This window comes from Arthrobacter sp. AD-310 (genome assembly GCF_054656615.1).
Genome location: NZ_BAAHNO010000010.1, coordinates 43,590 through 58,816, shown reverse-complemented (window position 1 = coordinate 58,816; position 15,227 = coordinate 43,590). Strand labels below are relative to the sequence as shown.

At 67.9% G+C, this 15,227-nt stretch carries 15 protein-coding genes; 9 read left to right on the top strand and 6 right to left on the bottom strand.

The window, feature by feature from the left end; genetic code table 11:
- The first annotated feature begins 78 nt into the window (after positions 1-78).
- From ACYQ1Z_RS06875 to ACYQ1Z_RS06840, 8 genes are all read left to right on the top strand, one after another.
- Complete coding sequence (locus ACYQ1Z_RS06875; RefSeq protein WP_459791744.1) at positions 79-1,275, top strand: thiolase family protein; 1,197 nt, start codon at positions 79-81, stop codon at positions 1,273-1,275.
- 3 nt (positions 1,276-1,278) lie between these two features.
- Entirely contained in the window at positions 1,279-1,977 is a 699-nt protein-coding gene (locus ACYQ1Z_RS06870; protein ID WP_459791743.1) for a 3-oxoacid CoA-transferase subunit A, read from the top strand.
- Position 1,978: 1 nt separating this feature from the next.
- Positions 1,979-2,668, top strand: coding sequence for a 3-oxoacid CoA-transferase subunit B (locus ACYQ1Z_RS06865; RefSeq protein ID WP_459791742.1), 690 nt, complete (start codon positions 1,979-1,981; stop codon positions 2,666-2,668).
- Positions 2,669-2,712: 44 nt separating this feature from the next.
- Positions 2,713-3,525: an IclR family transcriptional regulator domain-containing protein gene (locus ACYQ1Z_RS06860; protein ID WP_459791741.1), complete on the top strand. Its 813-nt coding sequence runs from the start codon at positions 2,713-2,715 to the stop codon at positions 3,523-3,525.
- A gap of 251 nt (positions 3,526-3,776) precedes the next feature.
- Positions 3,777-4,946 (top strand): Re/Si-specific NAD(P)(+) transhydrogenase subunit alpha, encoded by a 1,170-nt coding sequence (locus ACYQ1Z_RS06855; RefSeq protein WP_459791740.1) that lies wholly within the window; start codon positions 3,777-3,779, stop codon positions 4,944-4,946.
- Positions 4,946-5,263, top strand: a complete 318-nt coding sequence (locus ACYQ1Z_RS06850; protein ID WP_459791739.1) for an NAD(P) transhydrogenase subunit alpha part 2 — start codon at positions 4,946-4,948, stop codon at positions 5,261-5,263. The genes ACYQ1Z_RS06855 and ACYQ1Z_RS06850 overlap by 1 nt, the downstream gene beginning before the upstream one ends.
- Positions 5,260-6,633, top strand: coding sequence for an NAD(P)(+) transhydrogenase (Re/Si-specific) subunit beta (locus ACYQ1Z_RS06845; protein ID WP_459791738.1), 1,374 nt, complete (start codon positions 5,260-5,262; stop codon positions 6,631-6,633). Before ACYQ1Z_RS06850 ends, ACYQ1Z_RS06845 begins: the two co-directional genes overlap by 4 nt.
- Before the next feature lie 80 nt (positions 6,634-6,713).
- Complete coding sequence (locus tag ACYQ1Z_RS06840; protein ID WP_459791737.1) at positions 6,714-7,634, top strand: diacylglycerol/lipid kinase family protein; 921 nt, start codon at positions 6,714-6,716, stop codon at positions 7,632-7,634.
- A gap of 16 nt (positions 7,635-7,650) precedes the next feature.
- Here ACYQ1Z_RS06840 and ACYQ1Z_RS06835 read toward each other — a convergent pair whose 3' ends face one another.
- The 6 genes from ACYQ1Z_RS06835 to ACYQ1Z_RS06810 form a co-directional block, all read right to left on the bottom strand.
- A complete protein-coding gene (locus ACYQ1Z_RS06835; RefSeq protein WP_459791736.1) occupies positions 7,651-8,376 on the bottom strand; it encodes a maleate cis-trans isomerase family protein in 726 nt (241 codons plus the stop codon).
- 8 nt (positions 8,377-8,384) lie between these two features.
- The gene (locus ACYQ1Z_RS06830) at positions 8,385-9,812 is read right to left on the bottom strand and encodes an amidohydrolase family protein (RefSeq protein WP_459791735.1); all 1,428 of its coding nucleotides are present in this window, start codon (positions 9,810-9,812) and stop codon (positions 8,385-8,387) included.
- A 28-nt stretch (positions 9,813-9,840) separates the two neighbouring features.
- The gene (locus ACYQ1Z_RS06825; RefSeq protein ID WP_459791734.1) at positions 9,841-10,620 is read right to left on the bottom strand and encodes an aspartate/glutamate racemase family protein; all 780 of its coding nucleotides are present in this window, start codon (positions 10,618-10,620) and stop codon (positions 9,841-9,843) included.
- A complete protein-coding gene (locus ACYQ1Z_RS06820) occupies positions 10,620-11,300 on the bottom strand; it encodes a GntR family transcriptional regulator (protein WP_459791733.1) in 681 nt (226 codons plus the stop codon). The genes ACYQ1Z_RS06825 and ACYQ1Z_RS06820 overlap by 1 nt, the downstream gene beginning before the upstream one ends.
- 79 nt (positions 11,301-11,379) lie before the next feature.
- Entirely contained in the window at positions 11,380-12,738 is a 1,359-nt protein-coding gene (locus ACYQ1Z_RS06815; protein WP_459791732.1) for an MFS transporter, read from the bottom strand.
- 363 nt (positions 12,739-13,101) lie between these two features.
- The gene (locus tag ACYQ1Z_RS06810; RefSeq protein WP_459791731.1) at positions 13,102-13,944 is read right to left on the bottom strand and encodes an amino acid-binding protein; all 843 of its coding nucleotides are present in this window, start codon (positions 13,942-13,944) and stop codon (positions 13,102-13,104) included.
- A gap of 164 nt (positions 13,945-14,108) precedes the next feature.
- Between ACYQ1Z_RS06810 and ACYQ1Z_RS06805 the strand changes: the two genes are divergently transcribed.
- Positions 14,109-15,173, top strand: coding sequence for an FUSC family protein (locus ACYQ1Z_RS06805; RefSeq protein ID WP_459791730.1), 1,065 nt, complete (start codon positions 14,109-14,111; stop codon positions 15,171-15,173).
- Positions 15,174-15,227: the final 54 nt, after the last annotated feature.

Below are 15,227 nucleotides of genomic sequence, written 5' to 3'. Positions count from 1 at the left end.
CTCGCAGTTAATGTCGTTTTGGGCCCTCAAAACGACATTAACTGCCAGTCAGTTGGGTCCCAGAGAACCAGAGGAACCATGAACCAGGCTTTTGTGTACGAAGCCGTGCGCACCCCGTTCGGTAAGTTCGGCTCCGGCCTCGCAGCAGTCCGTCCGGATGACCTTGCCGCGCACGTGATCGGCGAGTCCGTGAAGCGGGCCCCGGGCCTTGATGTCGAGCGGATTGACGAGGTGGTGTTCGGCAACGCGAACGGCGCCGGCGAGGAGAACCGCAATATCGCCCGGATGGGCACCTTGCTGGCAGGGCTTCCCGTGTCCATTCCCGGAACCACGGTGAACCGGCTCTGTGGTTCGTCGTTGGATGCGGCGATCATCGCCTCCCGCCAGATCAACGCAGGCGACGCCGACCTTGTCCTGGTGGGCGGGGCCGAGTCGATGTCCCGGGCGCCGTGGGTGCTGCCGAAGACGGAGAAGCCGTACCCGGCCGGGGACATGACCCTGGCGTCCACGACGCTGGGCTGGCGCCTGGTGAACAAGGCCATGCCCAAGGACTGGACCATCTCCCTGGGCGAGGCCACCGAGCGGCTGCGGGAGAAGTACGGAGTCACCCGCGAGGCGCAGGACGAATTCGCCGCCAACTCCCACAACCTCTCCGCGGCGGCCTGGGACGAGGGGTTCTACGACAACCTCGTGGCCCCGGTGCCCGGCACGGACCTGGTCCGTGACGAGGGCATTCGCCCCGGCTCTACGGCGGAGAAGCTCGCCGGTTTGAAGACGGTGTTCCGGGCCGAGAACGGCACGGTCACGGCGGGCAACGCGTCACCGCTGTCCGACGGCGCCTCCGCGGCCTGGGTGGGCAGTGAGGCTGCCGCCGGGCTGCTGGGCCTGGACCCGCTGGCCCGGATCGCCGGGCGCGGCGCGCACGCGAACGATCCGCAGTACTTTGGCTACGCCCCGGTCGAGGCGGCGAACAAGGCCCTCGCGAAGGCGGGGATCGGCTGGGACCAGGTGGGCGCCGTCGAACTTAACGAAGCGTTCGCCGCGCAGTCCTTGGCCTGCGTCAACGCCTGGGGCATCGATCACTCGATCGTGAACCGGCACGGCGGCGCGATCGCGATGGGCCACCCGCTCGGTGCCTCCGGAACCCGGATCCTGGGTACCCTCGCCCGGTCCCTGCAGGCCTCCGGCGAACGCTGGGGCGTCGCCGCGATCTGCATTGGCGTCGGCCAGGGCCTGGCCGTTGTCCTCGAAAACGTCACTGCCAGGAAGGCATAGGTCATGTTGAACTTTGTTGATTCGGTCCAGGAGGCCGTAGCCGCGATCAAGGACGGCTCCACCGTGATGATCGGCGGATTCGGCAACGCCGGCCAGCCGTTCGAACTGATCGACGCCCTGCTCGACTGTGGCGCCACCGACCTGACCGTGGTGAACAACAACGCCGGCCAGGGCGACCAGGGCCTGGCGCTGCTGATCAAGGAAGGCCGGGTGAAGAAGATGATCTGCTCGTTCCCGCGGCAGTCCGACTCCTGGCACTTCGACGCCAAGTACAAGGCCGGCGAAATCGAACTCGAGCTGGTGCCGCAGGGCAACCTGGCCGAACGCATCCGCGCCGCCGGGGCCGGGATCGGCGGGTTCTTCACCCCCACCGGATACGGCACCATGCTCGCCGAGGGCAAGGAAACCCGGATCATCGACGGCCGCGGCCAGGTGTTCGAAACCCCCATCCACGCCGACGTCGCCCTGATCAAAGCACTGAAGGCCGACGGCAAGGGCAACCTCGTCTACCGCAAGACCGCCCGGAACTTCGGTCCGATCATGGCTGCCGCCGCGAAGCACACCATTGTCCAGGTCTCCGAGATTGTCCCGACCGGCGGGCTGGACCCGGAGAACATTGTGACCCCCGGAATCTACGTCAACAGCATCGTCCAGGTGTCCAGCAGCGGTGCCGACGTTTCCACGAACGGAAAGGTGGCCTGACATGACCATCCAGTCCAACGAAAAGTCCCTGCAAACCTCCGAGACGCCGCTGGGCCGGGACGATCTCGCCCGCCTGGTCGCGAAGGACATTGCGCCGGGTTCGTTTGTGAACCTCGGCATCGGCCAGCCCACCCTGGTGTCGAACTACCTCACCGAGGATCAGAACATCACGCTCCACACGGAGAACGGGATGCTCGGCATGGGTCCCGAAGCCAAGGGCGACGAGATCGACGAAGACCTGATCAACGCCGGCAAAATCCCCGTCACCGAACTCCCGGGCGCGTCGTACTTCCACCACGCCGACTCCTTCGCGATCATGCGCGGCGGGCACCTGGACATCTGCGTCCTGGGCGCCTTCCAGGTCTCCGCCACCGGTGACCTGGCGAACTGGCACACCGGGGCACCCGGGGCGATTCCCGCCGTCGGCGGTGCCATGGACCTGGCCACCGGCGCCAAGGACGTCTTCGTCATGATGACGCTCCTGACCCGCGAAGGCGCGTCCAAGATCGTGGAAGCCTGCACCTACCCGGTCACCGGCGTCGGCTGCGTCACCCGCGTCTACACGGACAAAGCCGTGTTCCTCACCGGCCCTGACGGGGTGACCGTCCGCGAGACCTTCGGCATCACCCTCGAAGAACTCCAGGAACTGGTGCCGGTCCCGCTCAAAGCCGCGCCCGCCGTCGAAGGTTGAATCCGTCGAACCATAAGCCTGCCGCCAGCCTAGGATTGGTTACCATGACCAACGCCGCCCCAACAGCCGCCCAGCCCGCACCGCAGGCCGGCGACCAGTACGTCCAGTCGCTGGCGCGGGGCCTGGCGGTGATCCGGGCGTTCGGAGCGGAGCATCCCGTGATGACCCTCAGCGAGGTGGCGGCGCGGACGGACCTGACCCGCGCGACGGCCCGCAGGTTCCTGCACACCCTCGTGGAGCTGGGGTACGTGCGCACGGACGGCAAGACGTTCGCGCTCACCGCCAAGGTGCTCCAGCTGGGGTATGCCTACCTGTCGGGGCTGTCGTTGCCGCAACTGGCGCAGCCGCACCTGGAGGAACTCTCGCTGAAGCTGGGGGAGTCCACCTCCGCGGCTGTGCTGGACGGGACGGACATCGCCTACATCGCACGCGTAACCACGCGGCGGATCATGACCATCGGCATCACGGTGGGGACCCGCTTCCCGGCCTACGCCACCTCCATGGGCCGGGTGCTGCTCGCGTACCTGCCGCCCGCCGCGCTGCAGGAGTACCTGGCCGTGGCGGACATCAAGGCACTCACACCGCGGGCCATCGGCACCGTTCCCGACCTGCTGGCGGAATTGGAGAAGGTCCGGGCGCAGGGCTGGTGCGTCCTCGACCAGGAGCTGGAACTCGGCTTGATGTCCGTGGCGGCGCCCGTGCATGACGGACCTAAGGTTGTGGCCGCCGTCAACGTCTCGCTGCAGGCGCAGTCCGTGGCCGGCCAGCCGGACCCGGAGGCGTACCTGGCTTCGGTGGCACAGGAAACCGTGGCCACCGCAAAACTTATTTCCGCCGATCTCACCGCCCGCGGCTGATCCCGGGCCGCGGCGGCGTGCACACCTGCGGCCTCTGGCGCCGTGTCGCTGCGCAGGGACAGTCCCTGCGGAGTGAGCCCTGGTCTCATGGCGCCGGCCGGTACATGAAATAACCCCCGCTACTCCCGCCGCGGCTGCTCGGGCCATAGACTCTAGCCAGTTACGTGCAGCAGCGCCGCTCCGCGACCCCCGCCCCACCCGGGTTAGGCAGCAGAGCCGCCGCAGCACTCGTCTGGAAGGGAAGTCGGCGGGTGAAACTGGGGATTCCGCGGGAACGCCGGGAGGGCGAGCGGCGTGTTGCCGCCACCCCGGAAACGGTCAAGCAGCTGGCGGCGATGGGCCTGGAGGTCCTCATCGAGGAGGGTGCCGGCGCCGCCGCAGGGTATCCGGACGGCGAGTACCGCAAGGCCGGCGTAGCAGTCGTCCCGGACCTCGACCTTGCCCGGCTGGACATCCTCGCGCATGTTCGGCCGCTGCAGCCGGACACCGCCGGGAACCTCAAACAGGGGGCCGTCACGGTGGGGCTCGCATCGCCGTCGTCCGAACTGCCCACTGTCGAGGCGCTCGCGGACGCCGGCATCACTTCGTTCGCGCTGGAGCTGGTGCCCCGCATCTCCCGGGCCCAGTCCATGGACGCGCTCAGCTCCCAGGCCCTGGTGGCCGGTTACCGCTGCGTCCTGGAAGCGGCCATCCGCCTGCCCCGGTTCTTCCCGCTGTACATGACCGCCGCCGGCACCGTGCCGCCCGCCAGGGTCCTGGTGCTGGGCGCGGGCGTCGCCGGGCTGCAGGCGATAGGCACGGCCAAGCGCCTGGGTGCCAGGGTTTTCGCCAATGACATCCGCCCCGCGTCCGCCGACGAGGTAGCGTCCATGGGCGGCACGTTCGTACGGCTCGACCTTGAAACGGCGGAAGCAGCCGGCGGCTACGCCCGCCAGCTCAGCTCCGACGCCGGAACCCGGCAGCGCCAGCTTCTGGCACCGCACGTGGCACAGGCGGACGTGCTGATTACGACGGCGGCTATCCCGGGCAGGCCCGCACCGCTCCTTGTGACGCGCGAGATGGTGCAGGGGATGCGGCCCGGATCCGTCGTGGTGGACCTCGCCGCGGAGTCCGGCGGCAACGTGGAGGGCGTGGTCCCCGGCGCGGACATCCCCGTCCCGACCGCCGACGGCGCCGGCCACGTGACCCTGGTCGGACTCAAGGATCCCGCCTCGGCGATGGCGTTTGACGCGTCCCGGCTCTATGCCAAGAACGTGGCGAACCTGTTGGCACTGATGGTGCGGGACGGCACCGTAGCCCCGGATTTCGACGACGAAGTGGTCGCAGGTGCCTGCCTCACCCACGGCGGCGGTGTCAGGCACCAGCCCACCGCGGAGCTGCTCGGCGACAGAACCAGGGCCCGGCAGGAAGGAGTGCTCTGATGGACGGGATGAGCCTGCTGACCATCACGGTTCTGGCCGTGTTTGTGGGGTTCGAGGTGGTGTCCAAGGTTTCCAGTACGCTGCACACACCCCTGATGTCTGGAGCCAACGCGATCCACGGCATCATCCTGGTGGGCGCCATCATCGTTGCCGGCCAGGCAACCGACCCGTGGGTCCTGGTGGTGGCCCTCCTCGCCGTCGTCCTCGCCACCGCCAACCTGGTGGGCGGCTTTGTGGTCACGGACCGGATGCTCCACATGTTCCACGCCAAGAAGGACGTCACCCGGGCAGCGGCATCGAAGGGGGAGGGTAAATGAGCCTCCTCAGCCCCGAGTGGACAGCCCTCCTGTACCTCGCCGCCGCCGTGTTCTTCATCCTGGCCCTGCGCGGGCTCAGTTCCCCGCGGACCGCCCGCCGCGGCAACCTGGTCGGCGCGTTCGGGGCGCTGGTGGCAGTGGTCACCGTGTTCTTGTCAGTCCGGCTGGAGAACATCCCGTGGATCCTGGCCGCCATTGCCGTGGGAACTGCGGTCGCAGCCCCGGTGGCGCGCCGCGTGAAGATGACGCAGATGCCCCAACTGGTAGCCCTGTTCAACGGGGTGGGCGGCGGCGCAGCCGCCCTGGTCGCACTCCTCGAACTGGCCCACACGGACAACCCCTGGGTGCGGCTGGCCATCGTGTTCACACTCCTGGTGGGCGCTGTTTCGTTCGCGGGGTCCGGGGTCACGTTCGCCAAGCTCCAGGAACTGATGACCACCCGCCCCGTCGTGTTCCCCGGACTCCCTGTGGTCATGGCGGTGGTGCTGCTCGCCGCGGTGGCGGCCGCCGTCGTCGTGGTCCTGACCGGTTCCCCCGCGCTCGCGGTGCTGCTCCTGGCCCTGGGGCTGGTGGCCGGCGTCCTGCTGGTGCTGCCAGTGGGCGGGGCGGACGTGCCGATCGTGATCTCGCTGCTGAACGCCTTCACCGGCCTGGCCGTGGCCGCTTCCGGTGTGGTGCTGGGCAACGTGCTGCTCGTGGTCGCGGGCACGCTGGTGGGCGCCTCCGGTACCATCCTCACCCGGGCCATGGCGGCCGCGATGGGACGCAGCGTGGCCGGCATCCTGTTCGGCGCCTTCCGGGGAGGTTCGACGGCGGGATCCACCGCCGTGAGCGACCGTCCCGTGCGGTCCTCCAGCCCGGAGGACGTGGCGGTGCTGCTGGGCTACGCGCAGCGGGTGATCATCGTGCCCGGGTATGGCCTGGCCGTGGCGCAGGGGCAGCACACCGCCGCCGAACTCGCCGACGCACTGGAGGCCCGCGGCATCGACGTCGACTTCGCCATCCATCCGGTGGCCGGCCGGATGCCGGGGCACATGAACGTGCTGCTGGCCGAGGCAAACGTGCCCTACGAATCGCTGAAGGAAATGGGCGAGATCAACCCCGAGTTCAAGACGGCGGACGTGGCGCTGGTGGTGGGTGCCAATGACGTGGTGAACCCGGCAGCCAAGACAACCTCGGGGTCGCCCATCTACGGAATGCCCATCCTGGAGGTGGCGGAGGCGCGGCAGGTGGTGTTCCTCAAACGCTCCATGCGGCCGGGCTTCGCCGGGATCGAAAACGACCTGCTGTACGAGCCGCAGACCTCGCTGTTGTTTGGCGACGCCAAGGATTCCCTGGCCCAGGTCCTGGGCGCGGTAAAGGCCCTGTAGCCGCGCGGTGCAACGGACCCCGGGGCGGCACGCTACTCTTCTTTCATAAGTAGCCTTTCCATCCGCCAGCGAAGGACACCATGACTGCCACTCCTCCCGTTGCCCCCCAGCGCGCAGCAATCATCATCAACCCGGCGAAGACGGTGGAAATCGACGTCAAGGAACTTGCCGCCAAGCATGCGGCGGAAAACGGCTGGGGTGAGACGCTCTGGTTCGAGACCACCAAGGAGGACCCCGGCGTCGGCCAGGCGAAGGACGCGCTGGCGCAGGGTGCGGACATCATCATCGCCGGCGGCGGCGACGGGACGGTGCGCTGCGTGGCAGAGGTACTGGCCGGCACCGACGTGCCGATGGGCCTGCTGCCGCTGGGCACCGGAAACCTGCTGGCCCGCAACCTCGGCATGGACATCACGGACTACGACGCCGCCATGGCCGGTGCGTTCGCCGGGACCGAGCGGAAGATCGACGTCGTCCGGGCGCACCGGAAGGACCCGGACAAGGAACAGCTGTTCCTGGTGATGGCCGGCATGGGCTACGACGCCACCATCATGGCCGACACCGACGAGGAACTGAAGCACAAGGTGGGCTGGCTGGCGTATGTCGATGCCGGCATCCGTAACCTTCCGGGCAAGCCGGTCAAGGCCACCATCGTGATCGACGGCAAGCGGGTGGTGCACCGCGGGGTCCGCAGCGTGATGGTGGGCAACTGCGGCAAGGTGCAGGGCGGCCTGGAGATCTTTCCCGAGGCCAAGGTGGATGACGGGCTGCTGGACGTCGCCGTCCTGGCGCCGCACCATGGCCGCCTGGGCTGGCTGTCGGTGCTGGCCGGAATCATCGGCAAGGGCCGCAACAAGGACACCGCCGTGGAGTACTTCCAGGGGAAGGCCGTGGAAGTCACCCTGGAGCACGACGACGACTACCAGCTGGACGGGGACCACGAGGGCCAGGGCCGGCACGTCCGCATGACCCTGGAGCCCTCCGCCCTCACCTTGCGGATGTAGGCGCCCGGCGGCGGTCCTATGCCAGCAGCCGGCCCCAGCGGGGGTCCAGCAGCGGTGCGCCTGCCAGCTTCAGCGCGTGCCACAGCGTCACTGCCACGGAATCCAGGACGGCAACCCCGGTGCTTTGTTCGATCCCGGCCGTGATGTTGGCGCCGTAGAGGTTGGTGCACAGGTATACGAGTGCGTCCGGGGCGGCTGCGGCGAGCTCGAGCGAACCCGGCCGCATCTCGTCGTCGGTCACGCGCGCGAACGATTCGTTGTCGCTCAGGCCCAGCGCCCGGTGGTCCACGGTCTTAATCCCTTCCCGCTCATAGGCGGCGATCACCTGGCGGTTGACGTCTTCCGTGTAGGGCGTGAACAGGCCGATCCGTTCAGTGCCGAAGGTCCGGAACGCCTCCAGGTAGGCCAGCGTGGACGTCGTGGCCGGTATTCCGGTGGCGGCGGTGATTTCCTGTATGAGGTCCCGGTCGTGCCCCGGCCCCAGCCAGGAGCCCGAGGTGCCGTTCCAGGCGATAACGTCCACGTCCGCCGTCGCGAGCAGCCGGGCGGCCTCGCGCATGAGGGACGGGTCGAACTGCCGGTCCGAGGAAGCGTCAAGGGCAATCCTGGTCACCGGAATGCGCGTGAAGTGCACGGTCACGTCCGTGCGGGCACCCAGGATCCGGTAGGTTTGCGGCTCCAGGCAGGTGTTGGAGGACGGGACAATCATCCCGATCCTGCGGGGGCGTGTTGCTGATGGCATTGGGGCTCCTAGAGGACTGCGGCGTGGGCCGCGCCGGCGGCGAGGGTGGACTGGTGCTGGCGGAAGCCGTCGCGGGTGATGAACCGCCCGGCAGCGCCGGGGTCGTGGAAGCCTTGTTCATCCAGCACCACCCGGCCATTGGAAACAACGACGGCGGGCCAGCCGGTGAGTGCCTGTCCGTCGAAGGGCGAGAAGTCCGTTCCCATGTGCAGTGCGCGCCCGTCCACGGTGCGCTCTTCGGCAGGGTCGAACAACACAAGGTCGGCGTCATAGCCTTCGGCGATGCGCCCCTTGCCGGGAACCGCGTTGATCCGCGCCGGGCCAGCCGAGAATACTTCCACGAAGTCCTCAACAGACGCGCCCGCCGAGGCCATGGCGGTGTAGGTCACCGGCATCCTGGTTTCCACCCCGGGCAGGCCGTGCGGCATGGCCCGGACATCGTCGGTCCGCTCGCGCTTTTGCGACAGGTCGTAGCAGGAATGGTCCGAGGACATGGTGTGGATGGAACCGGCCGCGAGCCGTTCCTTGAGCGCCGCAACCGTCCGGGCATCCCGCATGGGCGGGCAGCAGGCGAACCACTCCGGAAACCTGGAGCCGTAGACGGAGTCGTCAAGCGTGACGTAGTGCGGGCAGGTCTCGGAGAAGGCCTCGATGCCCCGCCGCCGCGCGTCCGAAACGAGGTCCACCGCCCCCGGGGTTGACTGGTGGACAAAGTAGACGGGAGCCCCCGTGTACTCGGCCATGGCAAGGGTTTCCTTAACGGATATCTCCTCGGCGAGTTCCGGCCGGGTCCGGTGCAGGTGTTCGATCCCGATCCGCCCGTCCTGGGCATGCTGTTCGGTGCAATCGGAGATGATGGGGTCGTGTTCGGCATGGATGTACGTGAGCCCGTCCAGCCGGACCATTTCACGCATGACCTTCAGGATTGTGTCCCCGTCCGCCATGGTGGTGCCGCGGTTGGTGGTGTACATCTTCACGGAGCGGACGCCCTCCGCGGTGAGCTGCTCCAGTTGCCAGGGCACAGTCTCGTCCCAGGTGATGACGGCCCCGTGGAGGGCCACGTCGCACCGGGATTCCCTGGCGAGTTCCTTTTTGTTGAGGACGGCGGCGAGCGGGGTTTCCTGTGCGTCCCGGGGGATGCCGAAGTCGATGATGGTGGTGGTGCCTCCCCACAGGGCGGCGGTGGATGTGGTGCGGTAGTCGTCAAGGGTGCGGAAGCGGCCCGTCACCTGGGCGACGTGGCAGTGGGCGTCAACGCCGCCGGGGATCACGGGTTTCCCCTTGGCATCGATGGTGCGGGCGGCGGCCGGCGGGGCTTCGCGGACATCAACAAGTTCGGTGATGCTGCCGTCTCGGACCACGATGTGGGCGTTCCGGCGGCCGAAGCTGTTGACCACGGTGGCGTTGGCAATAACAAGGTCTGGGTGGCGGGACATCGGCGTCCTCCTTCTGGCTTCGGTGGGTTTACGCCGCGGGCACGGCGTTGTGTTGGGCTGCTGCCAGGGCGGCGTCGAGATTGTCGCTTAGGCCCCGGCGCGTTTTGGCGGGCGGGGCGGCGAAGGCGCCGGCGCGGTGGGGCCCGGATTGGAGGCCCACCACGGCTTCGGCCATCCGGATGCCTGCGGAAATGCCGTCCACGACCGGTACGGGTATTTGCCCTTCGAGTCCGCGGGCCAGTCCGGCCAGCGGGGCGCCTGCCAGGATGACGACGTCGGCGCCGTCCTCCTGCACGGCCTGTCGGCTAAGTGCCAGCAGGGTTTCCTTAAAGTCCTGCTGGACCGAACCGATGCTGGTCAGGGACTCGTTGATGGACCTGATGGAGGCGAGCCGTCCGGCCAGGCCGAACCGCTCTACGCAGTCCCGGTACCAGGGCCTGATCCGGTCCGAGATCGCGATGATGGAGAAGCGGTGGCCTTGGAGGGCGGCCGCGCACAGCGCCGCCTCTGTGATGCCGAGAACCGGGACATCCGCCAGTTCCTTGAGGGCCGGCATCCCGGGATCGCCGAAAGCGGCCACCACCACGCCGTCGACGCGGGCGGCGCCGGGGCGGGTATGTTCGGCGATGATTTCGGCGACGGCGCCGGCGGCGATAAGGGATTCAAAACGGGTTTCGATGTACTCCACGCCGGTGGCCGCGGTGCGGACCAGCAGTTCGGTTCCCGGGGCGGCGGAGCGGTGGGCTTCGGATTCGATCAGGGCGGTGACATCGTCGCTGATGTTGGGGTTGATGACCAGGAGTCGCATTATTTCTTCCGGTGGAGTTGGGGTTCTGTTTTCTGGAAGTCGTCCGGGAACTGTTCGCGGTACTTGTCGATGTGGGACGCGGACTGTGCCGCAGCGCGGTCCGGGTCGCCGCTGGCGATCGCGTCGTACAGGTCGCGGTGTTCGCGGATAAGCTCGGGCAGGTCGCTGACGTGGCGGAACAGCCAGTGCATACGGCCCTGGAGGGGCTCGAGGGCTGACTTGAGGAAGTCGTTGTCGGCTATGCCGGTGATGGCATCGTGGAATTCGCTGTTGGCCCTGTGCGCCTCCATGACGGCGCCTTTGGCGAGGAACGATTCGGCTTTGTCCAGGAGGCCCGATAGGTAAACGAGGTCCTTCTTGGTGGCCCGTTTGGCGGCGAGCCGGCAGGCCAGGACTTCCAGGGACTGGCGGACGTCGAAGAGGTCCTCCACATCCTTGGGGCTGAGGGTGCTGACCTCAGCCCCGCGCGCGCCCCGGTCGCTGATGAGGCCTTCCTGCCGAAGCATGCGGAGTGCCTCGCGGACCGGCAGCCGGGAAACGGAAAATTCGGCTGCCAGGTCCCGTTCCACCAGCCGCGTGCCGGGAGCGTAGTGTCCTTCAAAGATCCGGGTGCGGAGGGTGTCCCGGACAGTTTCGCGGAGGGGCCGGTCCTTGTCCTGGGTCTCTTCTGCGGTCAGCATGTTGCTCCATTCGGATTCTTGGTGTGACACGGCTCCCGGCGGGGGGAGCGCGGGTTGCGTGTTGCCTTGGATGGCCAGCTTAGACAGGAAGCCGCTTGTTGTAGTTCAGCGTCAGGACCGAGGCGCCCATGACAATCGCGGAACCTACGAAGTACAGCAGTGCCCAGGTGTAAGAGCCCGTGGCGCCGACGATGAGTCCTACGGCGATGGGGGTGACGAACCCTGAGATGTTGCCGCTGAAGTTCATAGCCCCGCCCAGGACGCCTGCGTTGGTGCGCCCGCCCAGGATCGAGGGAATGCTCCAGAAGAGGCCAACCCAGCGCAGGAAGAACATGACCAGCGAGAGCAGGACGACGGCGGTGGTGGAGTCCGGGACGACGGTGACGCCGACGAGGCCGCCCACCACCACGGCGCTGGAGATGCCGAGCAGGGTGCGCATGACCCGGTTGGCCGAGGCGCCGGATGCCCGCCACTTGTCGGCGATGGTGCCGCCGATGATCTCTCCCACGAACCCTGCGCCGAAGATCACGAAGGTGGACCAGCCGATGGTCTTCAGGTCGAAGCCCTTGGCCTGTGCCAGGTAGAGCGGTCCCCAGGTCAGCAGGCCGTAAAACACGCCGTTGAAGCCAAGCCAGCCCAGGCACATGGCCCAGAAGGACCGGAACTTGAGGTAGGGGAGGAGGGCGCGCTTGCCCTGGCTGCCGTCAAGCTTCGCCTCGGCATCTTCTGCTGCGTGGGACGCTTCGATGTAGGCGGCCTCGGCCTCGTTGACGCCCCGGTGGTCGCGGGGGTTGTCGCGGACGTACCACCACACGGCCAGGCCCATGAGGACTGTGGCGGCACCGGCAATCACAAAGGCCCAGCGCCAGCTGCCCGTGGCCGCAATAAGTCCGGCAATGATGATGCCGCCGAGGCCTGCGCCAAGGGGAGCGCCGGCATCCAGGATCGTTGCCCCGCGGCCGCGTTCAGACTTGTGCATCCAGATGGCGTTGAGTTTTCCACCGGCCGGCATCACGCCGGCCTCGGTGACGCCAATGCCCATGCGGGCGATCATCATGCTGAGGAACCCGCCGGCCATGCCGGAGGCAGCGGTGGCTGCACCCCAGCCGACGCAGGACGCGGTCATCACTTTGCGGGGTCCGAACTTGTCGATCAGCCAGCCGACAGGGATTTGCATCAGTGCGTAGGTCCAAAAGAAGGCACTGAGCAGCAGGCCCACCAGCTCGGGGGCCAGGTTGAATTCTTTCTGGATGATGGGGAGGGCAACGGAGATGGAGCCCCGGTCGATGTAGTTGACGGCGACGAGGACCAGCAGCAGAAGGAAGAGTTTCCACCGGACTGTGGTGCGCCGTTGCACGCCGTCCTTGCGGGCTCCTTCAGGTGAATCGGGTGAGGTGCCTTCGGCAGAGGTTGCCGTTTCGGTGTTTGGAATGGACACGTCTTCTCCTTCACGGGGAAGTTTACGGAGGGGGAGGTTATGGGTGCAGTGGGCTCCCGCAGGGAAGCGGGCCGTGCGAGATGTGAATGCGCTGGACCGGCGCTCCGGAACGCCAGTGCAGCGGGGGTTTTTTGGGATCCCAATTTGGGATCCCAAAACTAAAGCTAGGAGTGACCCGCGCCACTGTCAAGGGGTTTCGGCGCAAGCGTGCAGGCCGGCCCCCAAAAAACGGATTGTGACTGCCCGCTGCCGGTCGTCCGAGCCATCACCCGTCCCGCTCCAACCCAAGTAGGTCGCAGTAGATGTCGTTCTGGGGCCCCAAAACGACATCTACTGCGACCCAGTTGGGAGGGGTGGGTGGCGCTACTGGCGGGAGGGGGCGGGGGCGCAGCGGTGCGACAGGATCTCGGCGAGTTCTGCGAGCCGGTGGGCCCGGGCCGACTCCGCGGGGGTGAACGGCTCGCCGGGCCGGGCGAAGGTGATGGGCCCGTGCCAGGCGGTGGGGATCTTGATGCGTGTGCCGTCGTCGGGAGCCTGGGCCGAAAATTCCGACGGCGGCACGATCCGCGCGCGCAGCAGCTCGGCCACCGCGAGGGGCAGTTCGTCCGGGGCGTCGGCGATCCTGGCTGCGAGGCTGAGCGCCTTGGTTTGCCCGTCTGCCATGGCCAGAGCCGTGGTGGGCCAGACGCGTGAATGCGTGCCGCCGCCGTCGTGCAGCGCACCCAGCAGCTGGTGTTCGCTGAGGTGTCCGGGAGCCGACAGCACAAACTCGTCCAGCACCCCGCCGGAGACGGGATGCACGTGGATGCCCAGGATGTTTGTGTCCAACCGCGCCAGTGCCCGGGTGAGCCTCTGCAGCGAGCCGGGCTCATCGCGCAGGACGGTACGCGCCCGCCAAAGCGCCGGCGCTGCGCCCAGCTTCCGCCGGTGCCGCAGCGCCGGTGCGTGCAGCCAGCCGCGGAGGATCCTCGCCGCGGACGGCTCCGCTACCCAGATCACCAGGATGGTGGCGGTCACTGCCAGGACCAGGACCTTGGCCACATAGGGCAGATGGGTGTCCACAACCGCTGCGTGGACCAGCAGTTCGATCGGAAGCATCACGGCCACGTTGGCGAGGGTCAGTCGGGCCTTGGTCGGTTCGGGCATCAGGCCGCAGACTTCGCAGCGCAGGTCATGGGCAGGAGTGTTCCGTGAACTGGGCTTCATGGTCCAAGCATCAGGGTCAGCTGTTTCCGCTCTATTGCCTGGCCGTTCCATTCATGGGAACGCGAAGCCCGTTTGCGGGGCGCCCCGCCGTAGGATTTAGCAGGAACGTCAGCGCGGCCGGCCACCCACCACCAACCGGTCCTGCAGGAAGGCGCTGTTTCCACGTGAAGTTGCTCGCTGAGATGTTCAGCATGGCCCCGGCCAACAAGGACCACCATCCGGCCCTGAGATGCGCGGTGGGGGTCTTCGTCCCGCTGCTCACCCTCGTGCTGCTGGGCCGGCTGGACCTGGCGATCTTTGCCTCTTTCGGTGCGTTCACGGGAATCTACGGCCGCGGCGAACCGCACGGGATCCGGTTCGCGCTGCAGCTCCGCGCGGGCCTCCTGATGCTCCTGGTGATCCTGCTGGCCGCCCTCGCCGCCAGGATGGAGGCAGCCTGGGGGCTGGACCGCCCAACCACCACCTGGCTCCTGGTCCTCGCCACCACCCTGGTGGCGGGCGGCTGCTCGGTAGCCATTTCCTGGCTGCGGCTCCGGCCCGCCGGCTCCCTTTTCCACATCTTCGCGTTTGCCGCCATCGCCTCCATCCCCAACCAGCCGCCGCTGTGGCAGGGCCTGCTGGTGTCCGTCCTCACCACGGTGTTCTGCCTCCTGATCGGATTCTCCTCCCGCGTGCTGCCCGGCCGCCGCACCCCCTGGACCCGCCCGCCGCGGATCCGCCGGACTCCGGACGAGCGGCGCGCGGCCTGGCTGGAAGGCTTTGGCTACCTGGTGGCGGCCGGGCTGGCGGGTGCCCTTGCCACCTGGGCGGGGGAGCGCCTCGGCTTTGGCCACAACTACTGGGCGATGGTGGCCGCGGTGGTTCCGCTGGTCGGCCACACCACCCGCCACCGCGTCCGGCGCGGCGTGCAGAGGATTATCGGCACCGTCCTGGGCCTGGTGCTCCTGGCCGGGATCGTCGTGCTCGGGCTGCAACCCTGGCAGACCGTCCTGGTGATGGCCCTCTGCCAGTTCGGCGCCGAAATGTTCATCATCCGCCAGTACCTGGTGGCCCAGGTCTTCGTGACCCCCCTCGCACTGATTTCCACACTCCTGGTGGTCCCGTCTTCGCCCGCCATCCTCCTCCGCGACCGGATCATCGAGACCGTGATCGGCGCCGCCGTCGGGATCGCCGTGGTGCTTGCCCCGGGTGCGTGGCGGCGGCTTCGGAAACGCACGACGGCGGCCTGACCGCCTTCGCCGGGCCGCGGTACGCTGGGTGCCGGAGACCGTTCAATGGAAGCT